This is a genomic window from Flavobacterium terrae (assembly GCF_900142035.1).
GTDB lineage: Bacteria > Bacteroidota > Bacteroidia > Flavobacteriales > Flavobacteriaceae > Flavobacterium > Flavobacterium terrae.
Map to the genome: position 1 here is coordinate 386,672 of NZ_FQZI01000002.1, position 17,469 is coordinate 404,140.

At 32.0% G+C, this 17,469-nt stretch carries 14 protein-coding genes and 1 riboswitch; of the genes, 6 read left to right on the forward strand and 8 right to left on the reverse strand.

Annotation, left to right across the window (positions count from 1 at the left end; all coding sequences use genetic code 11):
• The first annotated feature begins 70 nt into the window (after window positions 1–70).
• From BUC09_RS06105 to BUC09_RS06115, 3 genes are read left to right on the forward strand one after another with little or no spacing between them, the layout of a single operon-like run.
• On the forward strand, window positions 71–1,165 hold the full coding sequence (locus tag BUC09_RS06105; protein WP_073309693.1) for a Nif3-like dinuclear metal center hexameric protein: 1,095 nt from the start codon (window positions 71–73) through the stop codon (window positions 1,163–1,165).
• A 3-nt stretch (window positions 1,166–1,168) separates the two neighbouring features.
• Complete coding sequence (locus BUC09_RS06110) at window positions 1,169–1,945, forward strand: zinc ribbon domain-containing protein (protein WP_073309695.1); 777 nt, start codon at window positions 1,169–1,171, stop codon at window positions 1,943–1,945.
• A 33-nt stretch (window positions 1,946–1,978) separates the two neighbouring features.
• Complete coding sequence (locus BUC09_RS06115) at window positions 1,979–2,821, forward strand: alpha/beta fold hydrolase (protein ID WP_073309697.1); 843 nt, start codon at window positions 1,979–1,981, stop codon at window positions 2,819–2,821.
• On the opposite strand, the gene BUC09_RS06120 is transcribed toward BUC09_RS06115, so the two are convergent.
• Complete coding sequence (locus BUC09_RS06120) at window positions 2,822–4,495, reverse strand: S8/S53 family peptidase (protein ID WP_159432939.1); 1,674 nt, start codon at window positions 4,493–4,495, stop codon at window positions 2,822–2,824.
• An 82-nt stretch (window positions 4,496–4,577) separates the two neighbouring features.
• On the opposite strand from BUC09_RS06120, the gene rluF reads away from it, so the two are divergent.
• Complete coding sequence (gene rluF, locus BUC09_RS06125) at window positions 4,578–5,387, forward strand: 23S rRNA pseudouridine(2604) synthase RluF (protein ID WP_073309701.1); 810 nt, start codon at window positions 4,578–4,580, stop codon at window positions 5,385–5,387.
• Window positions 5,388–5,417: 30 nt separating this feature from the next.
• Here rluF and BUC09_RS06130 read toward each other — a convergent pair whose 3' ends face one another.
• The 7 genes from BUC09_RS06130 to argS form a co-directional block, all read right to left on the reverse strand.
• Window positions 5,418–6,227, reverse strand: a complete 810-nt coding sequence (locus BUC09_RS06130; RefSeq protein ID WP_073309703.1) for a mechanosensitive ion channel family protein — start codon at window positions 6,225–6,227, stop codon at window positions 5,418–5,420.
• A 1-nt stretch (window position 6,228) separates the two neighbouring features.
• A complete protein-coding gene (locus tag BUC09_RS06135) occupies window positions 6,229–6,726 on the reverse strand; it encodes a GNAT family N-acetyltransferase (RefSeq protein ID WP_073309705.1) in 498 nt (165 codons plus the stop codon).
• On the reverse strand, window positions 6,717–7,598 hold the full coding sequence (locus BUC09_RS06140) for a bifunctional 5,10-methylenetetrahydrofolate dehydrogenase/5,10-methenyltetrahydrofolate cyclohydrolase (protein ID WP_073309707.1): 882 nt from the start codon (window positions 7,596–7,598) through the stop codon (window positions 6,717–6,719). The genes BUC09_RS06135 and BUC09_RS06140 overlap by 10 nt, the downstream gene beginning before the upstream one ends.
• 65 nt (window positions 7,599–7,663) lie before the next feature.
• Window positions 7,664–9,010 carry a signal recognition particle protein gene (gene ffh, locus BUC09_RS06145; RefSeq protein WP_073309709.1) on the reverse strand — a complete coding sequence of 449 codons (1,347 nt, stop codon included), beginning with the start codon at window positions 9,008–9,010 and terminating at the stop codon, window positions 7,664–7,666.
• Between the two features lie 153 nt (window positions 9,011–9,163).
• The gene (locus BUC09_RS06150; RefSeq protein ID WP_073309711.1) at window positions 9,164–9,550 is read right to left on the reverse strand and encodes an acyl-CoA thioesterase; all 387 of its coding nucleotides are present in this window, start codon (window positions 9,548–9,550) and stop codon (window positions 9,164–9,166) included.
• Between the two features lie 107 nt (window positions 9,551–9,657).
• Window positions 9,658–9,785: riboswitch (cobalamin riboswitch) on the reverse strand.
• Window positions 9,786–9,846: 61 nt separating this feature from the next.
• Window positions 9,847–10,311, reverse strand: a complete 465-nt coding sequence (locus tag BUC09_RS06155) for a hypothetical protein (protein WP_073309712.1) — start codon at window positions 10,309–10,311, stop codon at window positions 9,847–9,849.
• A 96-nt stretch (window positions 10,312–10,407) separates the two neighbouring features.
• Window positions 10,408–12,186 (reverse strand): arginine--tRNA ligase, encoded by a 1,779-nt coding sequence (gene argS, locus BUC09_RS06160; RefSeq protein WP_073309714.1) that lies wholly within the window; start codon window positions 12,184–12,186, stop codon window positions 10,408–10,410.
• Window positions 12,187–12,399: 213 nt separating this feature from the next.
• Between argS and BUC09_RS06165 the strand changes: the two genes are divergently transcribed.
• Both BUC09_RS06165 and BUC09_RS06170 read left to right on the forward strand, forming a co-directional pair.
• On the forward strand, window positions 12,400–14,802 hold the full coding sequence (locus BUC09_RS06165) for a TonB-dependent receptor (protein ID WP_073309716.1): 2,403 nt from the start codon (window positions 12,400–12,402) through the stop codon (window positions 14,800–14,802).
• A gap of 179 nt (window positions 14,803–14,981) precedes the next feature.
• On the forward strand, window positions 14,982–17,465 hold the full coding sequence (locus tag BUC09_RS06170) for a TonB-dependent receptor (protein WP_073309718.1): 2,484 nt from the start codon (window positions 14,982–14,984) through the stop codon (window positions 17,463–17,465).
• Window positions 17,466–17,469 lie beyond the last annotated feature (4 nt).

The following is a 17,469-nucleotide window of genomic DNA, read 5'->3' on the forward strand; positions in this document are numbered from 1 at the left end:
ATGTAGCTATTTTTTTATTTTTAAGTTGACATCTTTATTCGTTAAATTTGTTTATTCGAAACATTTCAAAATGAAAATCAAAGAAATAATTTCTGTTCTTGAAGAGATGGCTCCTCTAGCGTATGCCGAAGATTTTGACAACGTAGGACTACTTGTTGGGAACAATGAAGATGAGGCTACTGGCGCATTAATCTGTCACGATGCTTTAGAATCTGTTATTGATGAAGCTATTGAAAAAAAATGCAATCTTGTCGTTTGCTTTCACCCAATTCTATTTTCAGGCATAAAAAAAATTACTGGTAAAAATTATGTCGAAAGATCTATTCTTAAAGCCATAAAAAATGATATTGCTATTTTTGCAGTTCATACCGCTTTGGATAATCACCAAGAGGGAGTAAACAAAATATTTTGCAATGCATTAGGTTTACAAAACACCAAAATATTAGTTCCTAAACAAAACTTTATCCAGAAACTAGTTACTTATACTATTCCCGATAACGCCGAAGAGGTTCGAAATGCTTTATTTAATGCTGGAGCTGGAAGAATTGGAAATTATGAAGATTGCAGTTTCAATTCGAAAGGAATAGGAACCTATATGGGTAATGAAAATAGCAATCCAGAAATAGGTGAACGTTTTGAATTTGTTCAAGGAGAAGAAATTAAAATCGAAGTAACTTTTGAAAAACATCTTCAAAGCAAAATTCTAAAAGCTTTACTTACTAGTCATGTTTATGAAGAAGTAGCTTATGAGATTTATGATATTCAAAACACTCATCAAAATATTGGATTAGGAATGATAGGTGAATTATCATCAGAAATGAATGAAATTGAGTTTTTAAAAATGGTGAAAGAAAAAATGGAATGTGGAGTAATTAGACACACCAATTTTTTAAACAAACCTATAAAAAAGGTAGCCGTTTTAGGAGGCTCAGGAAGCTTTGCAATTAATAACGCAATTCAAGTTGGGGCTGACGCTTATCTCACAGCTGATTTAAAATACCACAACTTTTATGAGGCAGAAAATAAAATTTTATTGGCTGATATTGGACATTTTGAAAGTGAGCGATACATAAAAAATCATATAGTTGATTATCTTATGAAAAAAATTCCTAATTTTGCATTCGTTTTATCACAAATAAATACAAACCCAGTTAAGTACATATAAACTATGGCAGCAAAAGAATTGAACGTTGAAGAAAAGTTAAGAGCGTTGTATGATTTACAATTAATAGATTCAAGAATCGACGAAATAAGAAACGTAAGAGGAGAATTACCTCTTGAGGTGGAAGATTTAGAAGATGAAGTTGCAGGTTTAAGCACTCGTTTAGACAAATTTAAAAGTGATTTAGAAAGCATCGAAGATCAAATCAAAGCTAAAAAAGTTAGCATTGAAGAGCATAAAGAAGCTATCAAAAAATATACTTCTCAACAAAAAGAGGTTCGTAACAATCGTGAATTCAATTCATTATCTAAAGAAATTGAATTTCAAGAATTAGAAATCCAGTTAGCTGAAAAACACATCCGTGAAATGAAAGCTTCTATTGAGCATAAAAAAGAAGTAATTGCTCAATCTAAAGAAAAATTAGAAGCTAAATCTACTCACTTAAAGCATAAAAAATCAGAATTAGACGCAATAATGTCTGAAACTGAAAAAGAAGAAAAATTCTTAACAGAAAAATCTGCAGAATACCAAGCTCAAATCGAAGATCGCTTATTAAGCGCTTACAACCGTATTCGTGGTAGCGTAAGAAACGGTTTAGCTATTGTTTCTATTGAACGTGGAGCTTCAGCTGGTTCATTCTTTACAATACCGCCACAAACTCAAATGGAAATTGCTTCTCGTAAAAAAATCATTACTGATGAGCACAGTGGAAGAATTCTTGTTGACAATGCTTTAGCTCAAGAAGAAAGAGAAAAAATGGAGCAATTATTTGCAAAAATATAATTAATTTAAAGCCTCTATTAAGAGGCTTTTTTTATGAAAAAAATTATCTACTTCTTATTTACTAAATCATTGGGTTTATATATAAATCTAATTAGTTTTTTGTTTCCAAAAAAAGCAAATGAACTTACTTATGAATATTTTAGTCAACCCAGAGAAGGAAAATTAGATAAAGAAAAGCTTCCTAAATTCTTAAACGAAACATACACAGAAAATATTGAAGTAGATAATCACGAGTTTCCAGTGTATTTATGGAAAGGTAATTCTACTAAAATTTTATTAATCCATGGTTGGGAAAGTAATGCCTCTCGATGGGAGAATTTCTTACCCTATTTAAAAAAATCGGGATCAACAGTAATTGCAATTGATGCCCCAGCACATGGATTAGCAAGTGGAAAAGAATTTAGCATCCCTCAGTACGCCGAGTTTATTCATAAAACTGTCGAAAAGTACAATCCTCAATACTTAATTGGACATTCTATAGGCGGCAAAACTTGTTTGTATTACAAACATCTTTATCCTAATGATAATATAGAAAAAATGGTAGTTCTAGGCGCTCCTAGTGATTTTAATATACTAATACGAAACTATGTAAATATTTTGAGCTTAAACTCAAAACTTGCTTCAAATTTAGAAAAGAACTACATTGAGAAATTCAAACAAAAGCTCGAAGATTTCTCAAGCAGAAAATTTGTTTCAAACTTAAAAATAAAAGGACTTATTGCCCACGATAAAGACGACACTGTAGTCTCAATTGACGAAGGAAAAAAGATTGCGGAAGCTTGGAAAAACGCCACATTCATTGAAACAAAAGGACTAGGTCATAGTATGCATGACGATCTTTTGTATCAAAATATTTACCGATTTTTATTTGAATAATTATTCTTTAATAATTTTTCTTGTAGTTTCTTTTCCTCCAGATATTACTTTCAAGAAATAAACTCCTTTTTGAAGCGAAGACACATCAATATCAAATGATTGCCCTTCAAATTGTTTCACATTTATTTTTTGTCCTAAAACAGAATAAATTTCAACTTTAGTTTTGCTTGAACTATCAAACAAATTAATAGTAATTCTATCTCTAGATGGATTAGGATAAACAGAGAAAACAATTTGATTATTTTGCGAAGTACTTAAAGTCTGATTAATACGCTCAATCGCTGATTGCATATTTGGAATTGGACCAATATGTCCTCCTGAACCTTGTGGTATTCCAGTATCAATTAAAAGCTGACGCATTTGTAGTGGCGTCATGTAAGAGTTTGTTTGCGAATAATAGTAAGATTGCAAAGCCACCACACAAGCTGTAACAATAGGTGTTGCCGAACTAGTTCCTGAGAAATTAGTATAATTTTGATTAAAATCACCTCCTATTTGGCTATAATCTCCATATCCAGTACTTCTTACACTCCCACCCCAAGCTTGAACATCTACTCTGGAACCATATGTACTAAACGACATCTTATTATGTGTCGTACTAGGAGTACCCGCACCTACTATAATAGCTCCAGAATCCCCTCTATTCATATACGGTGCATAATAAGCATCATCTAAATTTTGATTTCCATTACCTCCTGCTGCAACAATTATAATTCCTGAGTCTGTAGCTGCTTTAGTTAAAGTCCATATCAACGAATTATATTCTGCTGGAACATAAGTAGAACCCCCGTTTCCTGCGGTTTGCATTTCATAAATAATGACATCTCCAACTACAGAATTCTCAATAGCTTTTGTAACTGCATTAGCTCTATTATACCCTGTTTGTTGCCATTCTGGAAATAATACTAATTCTTGAGCTCCGTAAACCATTCCTGAAACTCCATAACCACCTCTATCTGCATATAAAACTCCAAAAGTAGCAGTCCCATGTTCAGTATATGAAGTCGAAGCGCTTGTCGATATAGTCATCCCAGTTGCAACAGAAACATTTCTCCCTGAGAGTTCTTCGTGATTCATATTAAAACCATACTCACAATCTCTAATGCGAATACCTGAGCCATTTAATCCCAAGTCCCAAGCATATGTCATGTTTACCCCTGGGTCAGGACCTATATAATTCTGAAAAGATTCATAATCAGGCGTAGCTGGCGGAATATCTGAAGGAGGCAATGTAGGAGGATCGATTGGATCTAAAGACAGCAAAGAACAAAAATCAACTTCTTTAAATCCCTCCAAGAGTCCTGCCAATTCATATAATCTTGAATTTGTTGGATTTTCTATTTTTACTTTAGCAATATTTCTAAGTCTTATAATATCTCTGTCTGATTTTGATAATTTAATTGCTTGAGCAGCCATCTCATTAATTTTTTCATCAGATAATAAAATTCCTTTTTCTAATTCTAATTGAAACTCAGTAAAAATATTTTGCAATTGCGGAATTGAATTTACAATATTTGAAGTAGATATATCACCATTAAAGTTAATAGAAGGGTCAAACGAAACATATAGCTCATGCATATTTGAACTTGGAGTTAAAAAATACTCCCCTTTTGTAACCTGCGCAAACACAGATAAATGAGCTATGAATAATACTAAAAAGTAAATTTTTTTCATAACAATTTTTCTTTCAAATATATAAAAAAAAGTAGTTAAAAAACAGATAATGAGTTTCATAAATAAGTTTTACTTTTGCACAATGGAAGAAAACAAAACACGAATAAATAAATTTTTATCAGAAACTGGCTATTGTTCACGTCGCGAAGCAGACAAATTATTAGAAGAAGGACGCATTACCATTAATGGAAAAGTTCCTGAACTAGGAACTAAAGTCTCTATTGAGGATGAGATTCGTGTAGACGGAAAATTGATTCGTGAAAAAACTACCAAACCTATTTATCTTGCATTTAATAAACCTGTTGGAATTGAATGTACTACAAATCAAAGTGTTCGTAATAATATTGTTGACTATATAAACTACCCAAAACGCATTTTCCCCATTGGTCGTTTAGACAAAGCCAGCGAAGGGCTAATTTTCATGACTGATGATGGAGATATTGTAAACAAAATTCTTAGAGCTCGAAACAATCACGAAAAAGAATATATTGTAACTGTAAATAAACCTATCACAGATCGATTTGTACAACGAATGTCAAACGGGATTCCTATTCTAGATACGGTTACCAAAAAGTGTAAGGTCGAACAAGTAAGTAAATTTATTTTTAGGATAGTTCTAACCCAAGGATTGAATAGACAAATTCGCCGAATGTGTGAATATCTTGGCTATGAAGTAACAGCACTTAAAAGAACGAGAATTATCAACATTTCATTAGACGTTCCTCTAGGACGCTACAGAGACTTAACTGATGAGGAAATAAAGGAACTGAATACTCTAATTGCTCCATCAAGCAAAACTGAGGAAGCAAGTTTTCTAAAAGACAAGAAGAATCCTTCAAAAACACTTGAGAAGAAACAACATTTTGAGAGAAGAAAAAGAAAAGACTCTTAAAAAGAGCCTTTTGTGCATGTATCTGATTTTTTAATTAAAATTTCTTCTTTCTAAACTAATTCCAGCTTTAGTAAACTCATTTTTAAGACTTTCTAATACTTGAGTATTCATTTTTGAAAAGTTATCGTTTGTTGCCCATGATTTAACAGCTAAACGAACACCATTTTCCGAAAGTGCAACTACATCAACTGAGGGTTTTGGATCTTGAAGAACATTTTCATTTTTATTTAAAATATCAAGGACAATATCTTTAACTTTTTTTAAATCCTCATCATAAGAAATTAAAAACTGTAAATCTGTTCTGCGCTGTCCTTGCAAAGAATGATTTACTATAGTTCCATTAGATAATGATCCATTTGGAATAAAAATGGTTTGATTATTTGCGGCAATTAATTTTGTAACAAATATTTGTATCTCAGAAACAACACCTATAACGCCTTGAGCTTCGATAGTATCTCCTACTTCAAACGGTTTAAACAAAACAATAAGAATACCTCCCGCAAAATTTGAAAGAGACCCTTGTAGAGATAAACCTATAGCTAAACCAGCAGCTCCTATTATAGCTACAAAAGAAGCTGTTTCAATACCTAATCTTGATATGAAAGTAATAAAAAGTAAAAAACGTAAAATCCATACTAAAATATCTATCAAAAATTTTGACAGCGTGATATCAAATTCGCTATTTTGAACTTTTGAAAGAATCATTCTTTTTACAAAATTGATAGTATAATGACCAACAATAAGTATGAAAAAAGCGATTAAAATTTTAGGTGAATAATTAATGACAGCTTCAATAACCTCATCAATGTATTTGCTTAAAATACTTTTATCTATAATCATATTATTTAATTAATTTTTCCATTACAAAATCATCCATGACATAACCTTGTCCAATATCGATTACTTCATCTGCTATTTTTACAAAACCTTGCTTTTCATAAAAACTAACGGCTTTGTTATATTTATTGACATTTAAAAACAAAAAATTATTTTCTGCTTGCTTAGTCCTTTGCTCAACTTCATTTAATAAAAATTTACCTATCCCTTTCCCTTGTGTATTAGGCATAACATATATTTTATGAAGTTTAGTTTTTCCTTTTTCTTTACAATCTGTTTCGTAAGCCGCAAAACCTAAATATTGACCATCTTCTTCTACAAATAAAAAAACATGACCACTATCAAATTGTTCTTCTAGTGAACTTATTGAATAAAAATTATCTAACATATAGTTAAGTTGCCCAACAGATAATATTTCACCATAAGTATCAGGCCAAATTTTATATGCCAATTCACGAACAATAGCTAATTGTTGCTTTGAAGATTGTATTATTATTTGCATCTTTTTTGCTCTCTCGCTAATAAAGTATTTTTAAGTAACATTGCAATAGTCATAGGCCCTACTCCGCCAGGAACAGGAGTAATATAAGATGCTTTTTTAGAAACATTTTCAAAATCGACATCACCAGTTATCACATAACCTTTTTCGGAAGTTTCATCTTGTACTCTAGTAATTCCCACATCGATAATAACTGCATCATCTTTAATCATTTCTGCTTTAAGATAATTAGGAACTCCAAGTGCAGTAATAATAATATCGGCTTGTGATGTAATTTGATTGATGTTTTTAGTATGACTGTGAGTTAATGTTACTGTTGAATTTCCAGGAAATCCTTTTCTTCCCATCAAAATACTCATAGGACGTCCTACGATATGACTACGACCAATAACCACTGTATGCTTTCCTTTTGTTTCTACATTATATCTTTCTAACAATTCAAGAATACCAAATGGTGTTGCAGGTATAAAGGTTGACATATCTAATGCCATTTTTCCAAAGTTTTCAGGATGAAAACCATCAACATCTTTACTAGGATCAATAGCCATTAAAACTTCCTGAGTATCAATTTGGTCTGGTAATGGAAGCTGAACAATAAATCCATCTATATCATCGTCTTCATTCAATTCTTGAATTTTTTTAAGCAATTCTGTTTCAGAAGTTGTACTAGGCATTTTGATTAATGTAGATTCGAAACCTACTCTTTCACATGCTTTTACTTTACTTCCTACATAAGTTAAACTTGCACCATCATTACCTACAATTATAGCTGCTAAATGAGGTACTTTTTCTCCCTTTACTTTCATCTCCTGCACTTGTGCAGCGATTTCGTTTTTGATGTCTTCTGAAACTTTTTTACCGTCTAAAATTTGCATTGTTGTTGTGTTGTTTAGGTTTAGTGTGTATTAATTAAAAAGGCGCGAAAACTCGCGCCTAAATTTTATCTCATTCCAGGCATACCCTTCATACCGCCCATCATCTTCATTAAATTCTTTCCTCCAGGTCCTTGCATCATTTTCATCATTTTGCTCATTTGGTCGAATTGTTTCATCAATTGATTTACTTCTTCAACCTTTCTTCCTGAACCTTTAGCTATACGATTTTTACGTTTAACGTCAATAATTGATGGTTTACTTCTTTCTGCAGGAGTCATCGAATAAATAATCGCTTCAATGTGTTTGAAAGCATCATCTGGAACATCGATATCTTTTAATGCTTTTCCAGCACCAGGAATCATTCCAACAAGGTCTTTCATATTACCCATTTTCTTTACCTGTTGAATTTGAGTCAAGAAATCATCAAAGCCGAATTCGTTTTTAGCAATTTTCTTTTGTAGTTTACGCGCTTCCTCTTCATCATACTGCGCTTGTGCACGCTCAACTAATGACACAACGTCTCCCATTCCAAGGATACGATCTGCCATACGATCTGGATAGAATACATCAATAGCATCCATTTTTTCTCCAGTACCGATGAATTTGATTGGTTTGTTTACTACCGATTTAATCGAAATAGCAGCTCCACCACGAGTATCACCATCTAATTTGGTTAAAATAACTCCATCAAAGTTTAATCTATCGTTGAATGCTTTTGCAGTATTTACAGCATCCTGACCTGTCATTGAGTCAACTACAAACAAGGTTTCGTTTGGTGTAATTGCTTTATGAACGTTTGCAATCTCGGTCATCATTTCCTCATCAACAGCTAAACGACCAGCTGTATCGACAATTACCACATTGAAACCGTTTGCTTTTGCATGTTTAATTGCATTTTGCGCAATATCAACAGCATTTTTATTTTCTGGTTCAGAATATACTTCTACTCCAATTTGCTCTCCTACAACATGCAACTGATTAATCGCTGCTGGACGGTAAATATCACAAGCTACCAATAAAGGTTTTTTGTTCTTTTTATCTTTTAAGAAGTTTGCTAATTTACCTGAAAAAGTCGTTTTACCAGAACCTTGTAAACCTGACATCAAAATAATCGTCGGATTTCCTGAAAGATTGATACCTGCAGCATCACCTCCCATTAATTCTGTTAATTCGTCTTTTACGATTTTAATTAAAAGTTGTCCTGGCTGTAACGTAGTTAATACGTCCTGACCCATTGCTTTTTCTTTTACACGTGTGGTAAAATCTTTAGCAATTTTAAAGTTAACATCGGCATCAAGTAACGCACGACGAACTTCTTTTAAAGTATCAGCAACGTTTACCTCAGTAATTTTACCGTGACCTTTTAATATATGAAACGCTTTATCTAATTTCTCTGATAAATTATTGAACATAATTCTTCTTTTTTTGAAGTTGCAAAGATAAATTAAAGTTACCAAGTAGCAAAGTAGCAAAGTAACAAAGTTTACAGTTAAATGCGTTAGGGATTGAGCCAAGTACCTTGTACAGGCGAAAGCCCGACCGAATGCAATGAGGAACGCCCAAAATTAAATAATATTGACTGCTTTTTTATTTTCGTCGATAGCCACAAAAGTAAATTCGCCAGTAACTGCTTTATCTTTTTGAGTGCTATACATTTCTTCTACAAAAATATCTACTCTTACTTTTAAGCTCGTAGTTCCTAAATAAGTCACTTTTCCAACCAACTCTATGATTGTACCATGGGGGATTGGTTTTTTAAAATCGATTCGATCACTACTAACTGTAACCATTTTTTGACGACTGTAACGTGTAGCGGTAATAAAAGCAACTTCATCCATGAATTGCATAGCAGTACCTCCAAATAAGGTATCGTAATGATTCGTAGTATTAGGAAAAACGGCTTTAAATACTCTGGTTACAGATTCGTTGATTCTTTCTTCTTGTCTTTGCATATAAAATAAGGTTTAAAATTCATTTATGCGACAAGTGTGTGTAACAGAAGTATTTTTCCATTCTGAAAAAAATGGAAGTTTACTTTCGCCCAAGCACTTATCGTGGTGCCCAAACAAAATCATTTCTATGTATCTGACTTATCTTTTTAAAAAGAAACACAGTTGCACGACAGTTTAGGATTTTCACCTAATTCCATATTGAAAGCTAGCTTTCTGAAATGATTTTATACGATATGAGTTGAGCAAAGATAAAAAAAGCAACCCAATTGGATTGCTTTGTGATATAATCTGTAAGTTTAATTTTTCTCGAAAGTAACATAATCGGTTCCTCCACCTCCTCCGCTTTCATGAATTAAGCGAACTTTAGTATCTGTTCTTTCCAAAATATTCCAGTCTTCGGTCAATTCTGCAAAATTAGAAGGTGCGCTAAATGCGATATTAAAATCCAAATCATTACTTGGACTATCATCTCCACTATTATCACTAGTAACAGACCAAGTTCCTGTATAAGTATTAGTACCATTTGTCGCTGTTAAAACTGCAGCGTCAGCAAATGTAAAGTTGTAACCGTTAAAATTTGAAGTCTCATTAGTACCAGAATCTTCATAAAAAGTTATTCTCCATGTACCAGATTTTACAGTATTAATAACTGGTGTTGGGTCTACTGAAGGATTTGATGGGTTATCATCGTCATCGCTACACATGCCTGAAACACTTAGCAAAGAAGCTAAAATTAGAATTTTTACAAAAATATTTTTCATAACCGTTTGTTTACCATAAAGTTAACGAAAAATAAATCTATTTATTGTTAAAAAAAAATTAACACAAAAAAGCCCGCTTTCAGCGGGCTTTACTTTTTACATTCTATTTGGAACATCTATACCTAATAAACTAAAAGACAATCTTATTGTATCTCCTACTTTTTGGGCCAACTGTACTCTAAATACTTTTTTATCTTGATCTTCTTCACCTAAGATGGAAACGTTTTGATAGAAAGAATTAAATTCTTTAACCAAATCGTACGTGTAATTTGCAATTAATGCTGGACTATGATTGTGTGCTGCACTTTGAATCACTTCTGGAAATAAAGCTACTTGTTTAATCAATTCTTTTTCTTTTTCATGCATCACCTCAACCTTGCTCGATGCGTTATAATCAAAATCAGCTTTTCTTAAGATAGATTGAATACGAGCGTAAGTATATTGAATAAAAGGACCTGTGTTACCATTAAAATCAACAGACTCTTCCGGATTAAACATCATTCCTTTTTTAGGATCTACTTTAAGCATGTAATATTTTAAAGCTCCAAGTCCAATTGTTCTATATAAATTAGCTTTCTCTTCTTCAGAATAACCGTCTAATTTTCCTAACTCTTCAGAAATCTCTTTAGCAGTAACTACCATTTCTTCGATCAAATCATCAGCATCAACTACAGTTCCTTCACGAGATTTCATTTTACCAGAAGGCAATTCCACCATTCCGTAAGACAAATGGAATAAATCAGACGCCCAATCAAATCCTAATTTCTTAAGAATTAAGAACAATACTTTAAAGTGATAATCTTGTTCATTACCAACCGTATACACCATTCCACCCACATCTGGATTATCTTTTACACGTTGAATTGCTGTACCAATGTCTTGCGTCATATAAACCGCAGTACCATCTGAACGCAAAACTATTTTTCTATCTAAACCATCTTCTGTTAAGTCAATCCATACTGAACCATCTGGATCTTTTTCGAAAATTCCTTTCTCTAAGCCTAACTGAACAACTTCTTTACCTAATAAATATGTATCGCTTTCATAATAGTATGAGTCAAAATCTACTCCTAGATCTTTGTAAGTAACATCAAAACCATCGTAAACCCATTGATTCATGGTTTTCCATAGCTCAACAACTTCAGGTTTTCCAGCTTCCCAATCTAAAAGCATTTTTTGAGCTTCTAAAAGTATTGGAGATTGTTTCTTAGCTTCTTCTTCAGATTTTCCTTCTGCCATTAAAGCAGAAATTTCTGCCTTGTTTGCTTTATCAAACTCAACATAGTATTTTCCAACCAACTTATCTCCTTTTAATCCTGAAGTTGCTGGAGTTTCTCCGTTACCAAATTTCTGCCAAGCCAACATTGACTTACAAATATGGATTCCACGGTCGTTAATGATTTGCGTTTTATATACTTTTTTACCAGATGCTTTAATAATTGATGCCACTGAATAACCTAAAAGGATATTTCTAACATGTCCTAAATGCAATGGTTTATTGGTATTAGGTGAAGCAAACTCTACCATAATTGCTTTTGCATCAGCTTCAGGAGTGACAAATCCAAAATTTTCTGTAGTTCTAATCGAATTGAAAAAGTTTATATAGTAAGAATCAGAAATAACGATGTTCAAGAAACCTTGTACCACATTGAATTTTTCTACTTCATGAACATTTTCAACTAAATAGTTACCAATTTTAGTTCCAATTTCTACAGGATTCCCTTTTACTAACTTTAATAAAGGGAAAACCACCACTGTTATATCACCTTCAAACTCCCTACGTGTAGCTTGAAATTCAACTTTATCAAGTGAAACATCAAACAAAGCCTGTATGGCTTCCTGAATTTTTGGCGTAAGAATTTGTGTAAGTGTCATAATTAATGATTTTTAAAGGGTGCAAAGATACGTTTTCTAGAAATAAAATTAAAATAGATAAATTTTACTGTATTTATTGTAACGAAACTAAAATTGAATCGTCTATTATTACAACAAAGCGAAAGTTTTTTTAAAATAAATAGTACTTTGTATTGCACAGTATTATTTTTTACCTTAGCTTTGCATCATCATCAATCAAAATCAATCATCAAAATGAAATTAAAAGCGATTTTAATTTGCTTACTAGTATGGTATACTGGTACGCAAGCACAAACTTCGGTAACACCATCAAATCCATTGGTACTAGGAACAATCAACGGTAAAGTAATCGATAAGAAAAACAACGAACCACTACCTTACGCATCTGTTACAATAAAAGAAGACGGAAAAGTCATTACTGGAGCAATGACAAAAGACAATGGTAGTTTTAGTGTTTCAAACTTACCTATTAAAACACTTCATGTAGAAGTAGTATTTATGGGTTATCAGAAATACGAAACTGATGTTACTCTTACTAATGATGACAACTCAATTAACCTTAAAAACATTGCTCTAGAAGACGAAGCCAAACAACTAAATGAAGTAAATGTTGTTAGAGAAAAGTCTTCTGTTGAACAAAAAATTGACCGAAAAGTAATTACTGTGGGTAAAGATTTACTTTCTGCAGGATCTACCGCGGCTGAATTAATAAACAACATTCCTTCGGTAAGTGTAGATCAACAAAACAATACTGTTTCTTTACGTGGCAATGAAAACGTAAGAATCTTTATTGATGGAAAACCTTCAAATCTTTCTGCTGCACAAGCGTTACAACAAATTCCATCAACATCAATTAAACAAATTGAATTGATTACTAATCCTTCGGCTAAATACAATCCTGAAGGTATGAGTGGAATCATCAATATTGTTTTACACAAAAATTCGAATCTTGGTTTTAATGGTAATATTAATACAGGTGTAGTTTTTGGAAAAACGCCCAAATTTAATGGTTCAATTGACATGAATTATAGAGTAAATAAATTCAATTTTTACACTACTTACTCGATGAATCATGGCAAAAATGCCAACAAAGGACTTATACACTGGAATGAATATGATGATTCTATCAATGATTATGATATGACTTTTGACATTAAAAATTTCAATAAAAATCATTTCACTAAATTGGGGTCAGACTTCTATATTAACGATAAAAACACATTGTCTTTTTATACAATTCAATCATTTGGTAATCCTACAGCAGAGTTTAGAAATGGTGTTAATTATTTTGATTCTGGCGTTTATGAATTACAAATTCAAAAAACTAAAGGAAGTGAAAAAAATCAAACGTATAATTTGGCATACAAACATCTTTTTGAAAAACCAGAAAGAACACTTGATATCGAATTAAATTACAACTTAACAAAAGAACCTGAAAACAGCTTATTTTTTGACGAAAATTATAGTTTGACTAAAACTAACAATATCAAAAAAGATGGAAACAACTTCATTGCAAACATTGATTTTGTTAATCCAATGAGTGAAACTGCAAAAATGGAGTTAGGATTAGAAAGTCGTTTCGATGGAACTAACAATAAATTCAATTTAGACGGTAATTACGATTCAGATTTTGACTTTAATAGAAGTATTCAATCAGCTTATGGGAATTACAGCAAACAACTAGGTAAATGGAGCTATCAATTAGGTTTACGTTTTGAAAGTTATGATGTAAATGGAACATTTAAAAAAGTAGGTCAAGAAGATAAATCGTTTAAAGACTATATTTTCACAGCTTATCCTTCAGCTTTCTTTACTTATACTCCATCAGAAAAAAACTCTTTCAATTTTAATTATTCGAGAAGAGTTGACAGACCAAACATGGAACAAGTAAACGAAATCAGACAATGGACAGGTTTAACAGTTGAACAAATTGGTAATTCAAACTTAAAACCTCAGTTTACAAATTCAGTAGAAGCAAATTATACAAGAAAAGTAAAAATTGGTTCAATAACTTCTGGGGCTTTCTTTAGATACATCAAAGACGATATTTCTCAAGTATTAACCAGCAATCCTTATGATGCAAATAAACAATTGTTAACATTTACAAACTTTGATCATAACTCAGAATATGGTGTAGAGATTTCTGGAAACTTAGACTTTAATAAGTGGTGGAATTTAAATTTTGGTGTTGACAGTTATTTTAAAAATAACAAAGGAATTATCGAAAATAGATTTGGAGATTTAGTAGAAAAAGAAATCAACGCTACTTTATTCAACTCTAGAATGAATCATACGTTTAAACTAACAAAAGATATAAGATTAATTTGGTTTACAATGTATAGAGCTGGAGAAAGAAGTTTACAGTTTTCTAACAAAGAAATGTGGAAAATGGACTTAGGAGCTCGTTTGAATGTATTAAAAGGCAAAGGAACGTTAAGTGTTCGTTACAACGATTTATTTGACACAATGCGTTCAAGATTTAACAGCGACGAACCTGCTGCAATTTCTGGGGAATTCCGTTGGGAAAATCAAACTTTAAACATCAATTTTAATTACCGTTTTGGTAGTGGTAAAAACAAAGCTTTAGAGCGCAAACAAAGAGATAACGGCGATGCCCAAGGAGGAGGCATGTTTTAAGATAGTTTTTGGTGTGTAATGGGGTTTACACTTGAAGCGCTTCAAAGTTTACTTTGGAGCGTTTCTTTTTGCTGTTAAACATTTCTTAAAATTGTAACATTAAGTACAGCTTGGTGTCTACTACATATTAATTTTGCACAAAAATTCATCAATCAAGAATTCACAAACAAACATTACACATGAAATTTAAAATTTTTATCGCATGTATGTTGGCACATTTTGCTAATTTAAGTGCACAAACGTCTGCCCCAACGACGGTAAATACAAATCCAGGTACATTATCTGGAAAAGTAGTAGACAAAAAAACAAATGAATCGATACCTTATGCCTCAGTCACAGTAAAAGACGGCACAACTGTTGTATCTGGAGCCATTACAAAAGAAAACGGAAGTTTTATAGTTACTAATCTTACTTTAAAAGAACTTACTGTTGAAGTTCAATTTATGGGTTATAAAAAGTATACAAAAAACTTTTCCCTATCTAATAACGACAAAAGTGCTAATTTAAACATTGCTCTAGAAGAAGAAGCTACACAACTTGATGAAGTTAGCGTAGTTAAAGAGCGCTCAACGATTGAACAAAAAATTGATCGTAAAGTGGTTAATGTTGGTAAAGATTTAATTGCTTCTGGCACAACAGCCTCAGAAATCTTAAACAATGTACCAACCGTAAGTATAGATCCTCAAACTAAAGAATTAAGTTTACGTGGCAACTCTAATGTGAGAGTATTAATAGATGGAAAACCTTCAAACATCGAAGCTTCACAATTATTACAACAAATTCCATCGTCTTCAATTAAACAAGTTGAATTAATCACTAACCCTTCAGCTAAATATAATCCTGAAGGAATGAGTGGAATAATTAATATTATTTTACACAAAAATGCTAACACAGGATTTAACGGCAGTATTAATACTGGTGTTACTTTTGGTATTACACCTAAAACAAATTCAGCATTAAACTTAAACTATAAAGTAGGCAAAGTCAATTTCTATACAAACTATGGCTTTAATCATGGTATCAATGCTAATCATGGTAATGTAAACAGTTTCAATCCAACTCGTGAAAGTCTTCAACTTTTTGAATTTAGTAATAAAAACAACTCACATTTATTTAAGTTTGGAGTAGATTATTACATTGATGATAAAAACACCCTTTCTGTTTACACAAATCAAAATCTAACTCATGTTGATGGATTTGGAAACAGTATTGTTGATTATAGAGATAATAATACCATTTTCTTTGACGATACACCATCAGGGATAATTTTAAGAAGAAACAGAGACTCAAGACAAGATTATAACAATGAAAATGAAAATAAAAATCAAACATACGATTTAGTCTATAAGCATGACTTTGCAAAGAAGGGACAAACTCTTGAAATGCAAATAAACTATTCTAAAACAAAGAATAACGAAAACACTGACTATTTAGATACTGTTTTTGAACCTACTGAATCAATTCAAAGAGACAATATTATTGAAGCTAAAACTGATTACACACAAATTAATTTAGATTATACCCATCCGCTTTCTGAAACGGCAAGTATCGAAACTGGTGCTGAATCAAGAATTCAGTCGACAGGAAGTAATTTCAATAATGTTTCTGGAAGTTATTTTGCTAATAATAAATTTGATTTTCTAAGAGATATCCACGCAATCTACTTTAATTATAAAAAACAATGGGGTAAATGGAGTGGACAGATTGGTGCTAGAGCAGAATCATATAGTTTAAAAGCTGATTTCGAAACAAAATCAACAAACACAAGTGAAAATGCACAAAAATCAGTAAAAGATGAAATCTTTACAGTTTATCCATCATTATTTTTCACTTATGCTCCAAGTGAAAAAAACTCTTTCAATTTCAATTATTCTAGAAGAGTAGACAGACCAAGTATTGGACAAATAAACCCAATCAGAGAATGGACAACATTAACTGTAGAATCTAGAGGTAATCCTGATCTAGAACCACAATTTACAAACTCTTTTGAGGCAAATTATACAAGAATTTCAAAAATTGGTTCTATAACCGCAGGGGTATTTTACAGAAGAATTAATGATGAAATTTCTAGAGTATCATACAATGATCCAAATGATATAAACCGTAGAATTTTATCATTTGATAACTTCAAAGACAATAATGCTTATGGAATTGAGGCAAATGCCAATTTGAAATTTACCAAATGGTGGTCAGCAAATACAAGTGCTGATGCCTATTTCAAAACTGTAAGAGGTACTGTTCAAAATGCAAACACAAACGAATACGAATATGCTGAAGTAGATGTTACTACCTTTAATGCTAGAATTAACAATACTTTTACAGCAACTAAAAAATTACGTTTCCAGTTGTTTGGAATGTATCGTGGTAGAGATTTAAGCTTACAATTTGCTCGTAAGCAAATGTATAAGGCTGATATTGGCACTACATATAACGTATTTAATAATAAAGGGACAATAACTTTACGCTATAACGATATTTTCAAAAACATGCGTTTTGCTTTTGATGGTAGTGTTCCATACAAACAAAATGGAGCATTTTATTGGGAAAGTCAAACATTCTATGTTGGTTTTAACTACAACTTTGGTGGTGGCAAAAATAGAGCGTTGCAACGCAAACAACGTGATGCTAATGAAACACAAGGTGGTGGTGGCGGATTATTCTAAGCCT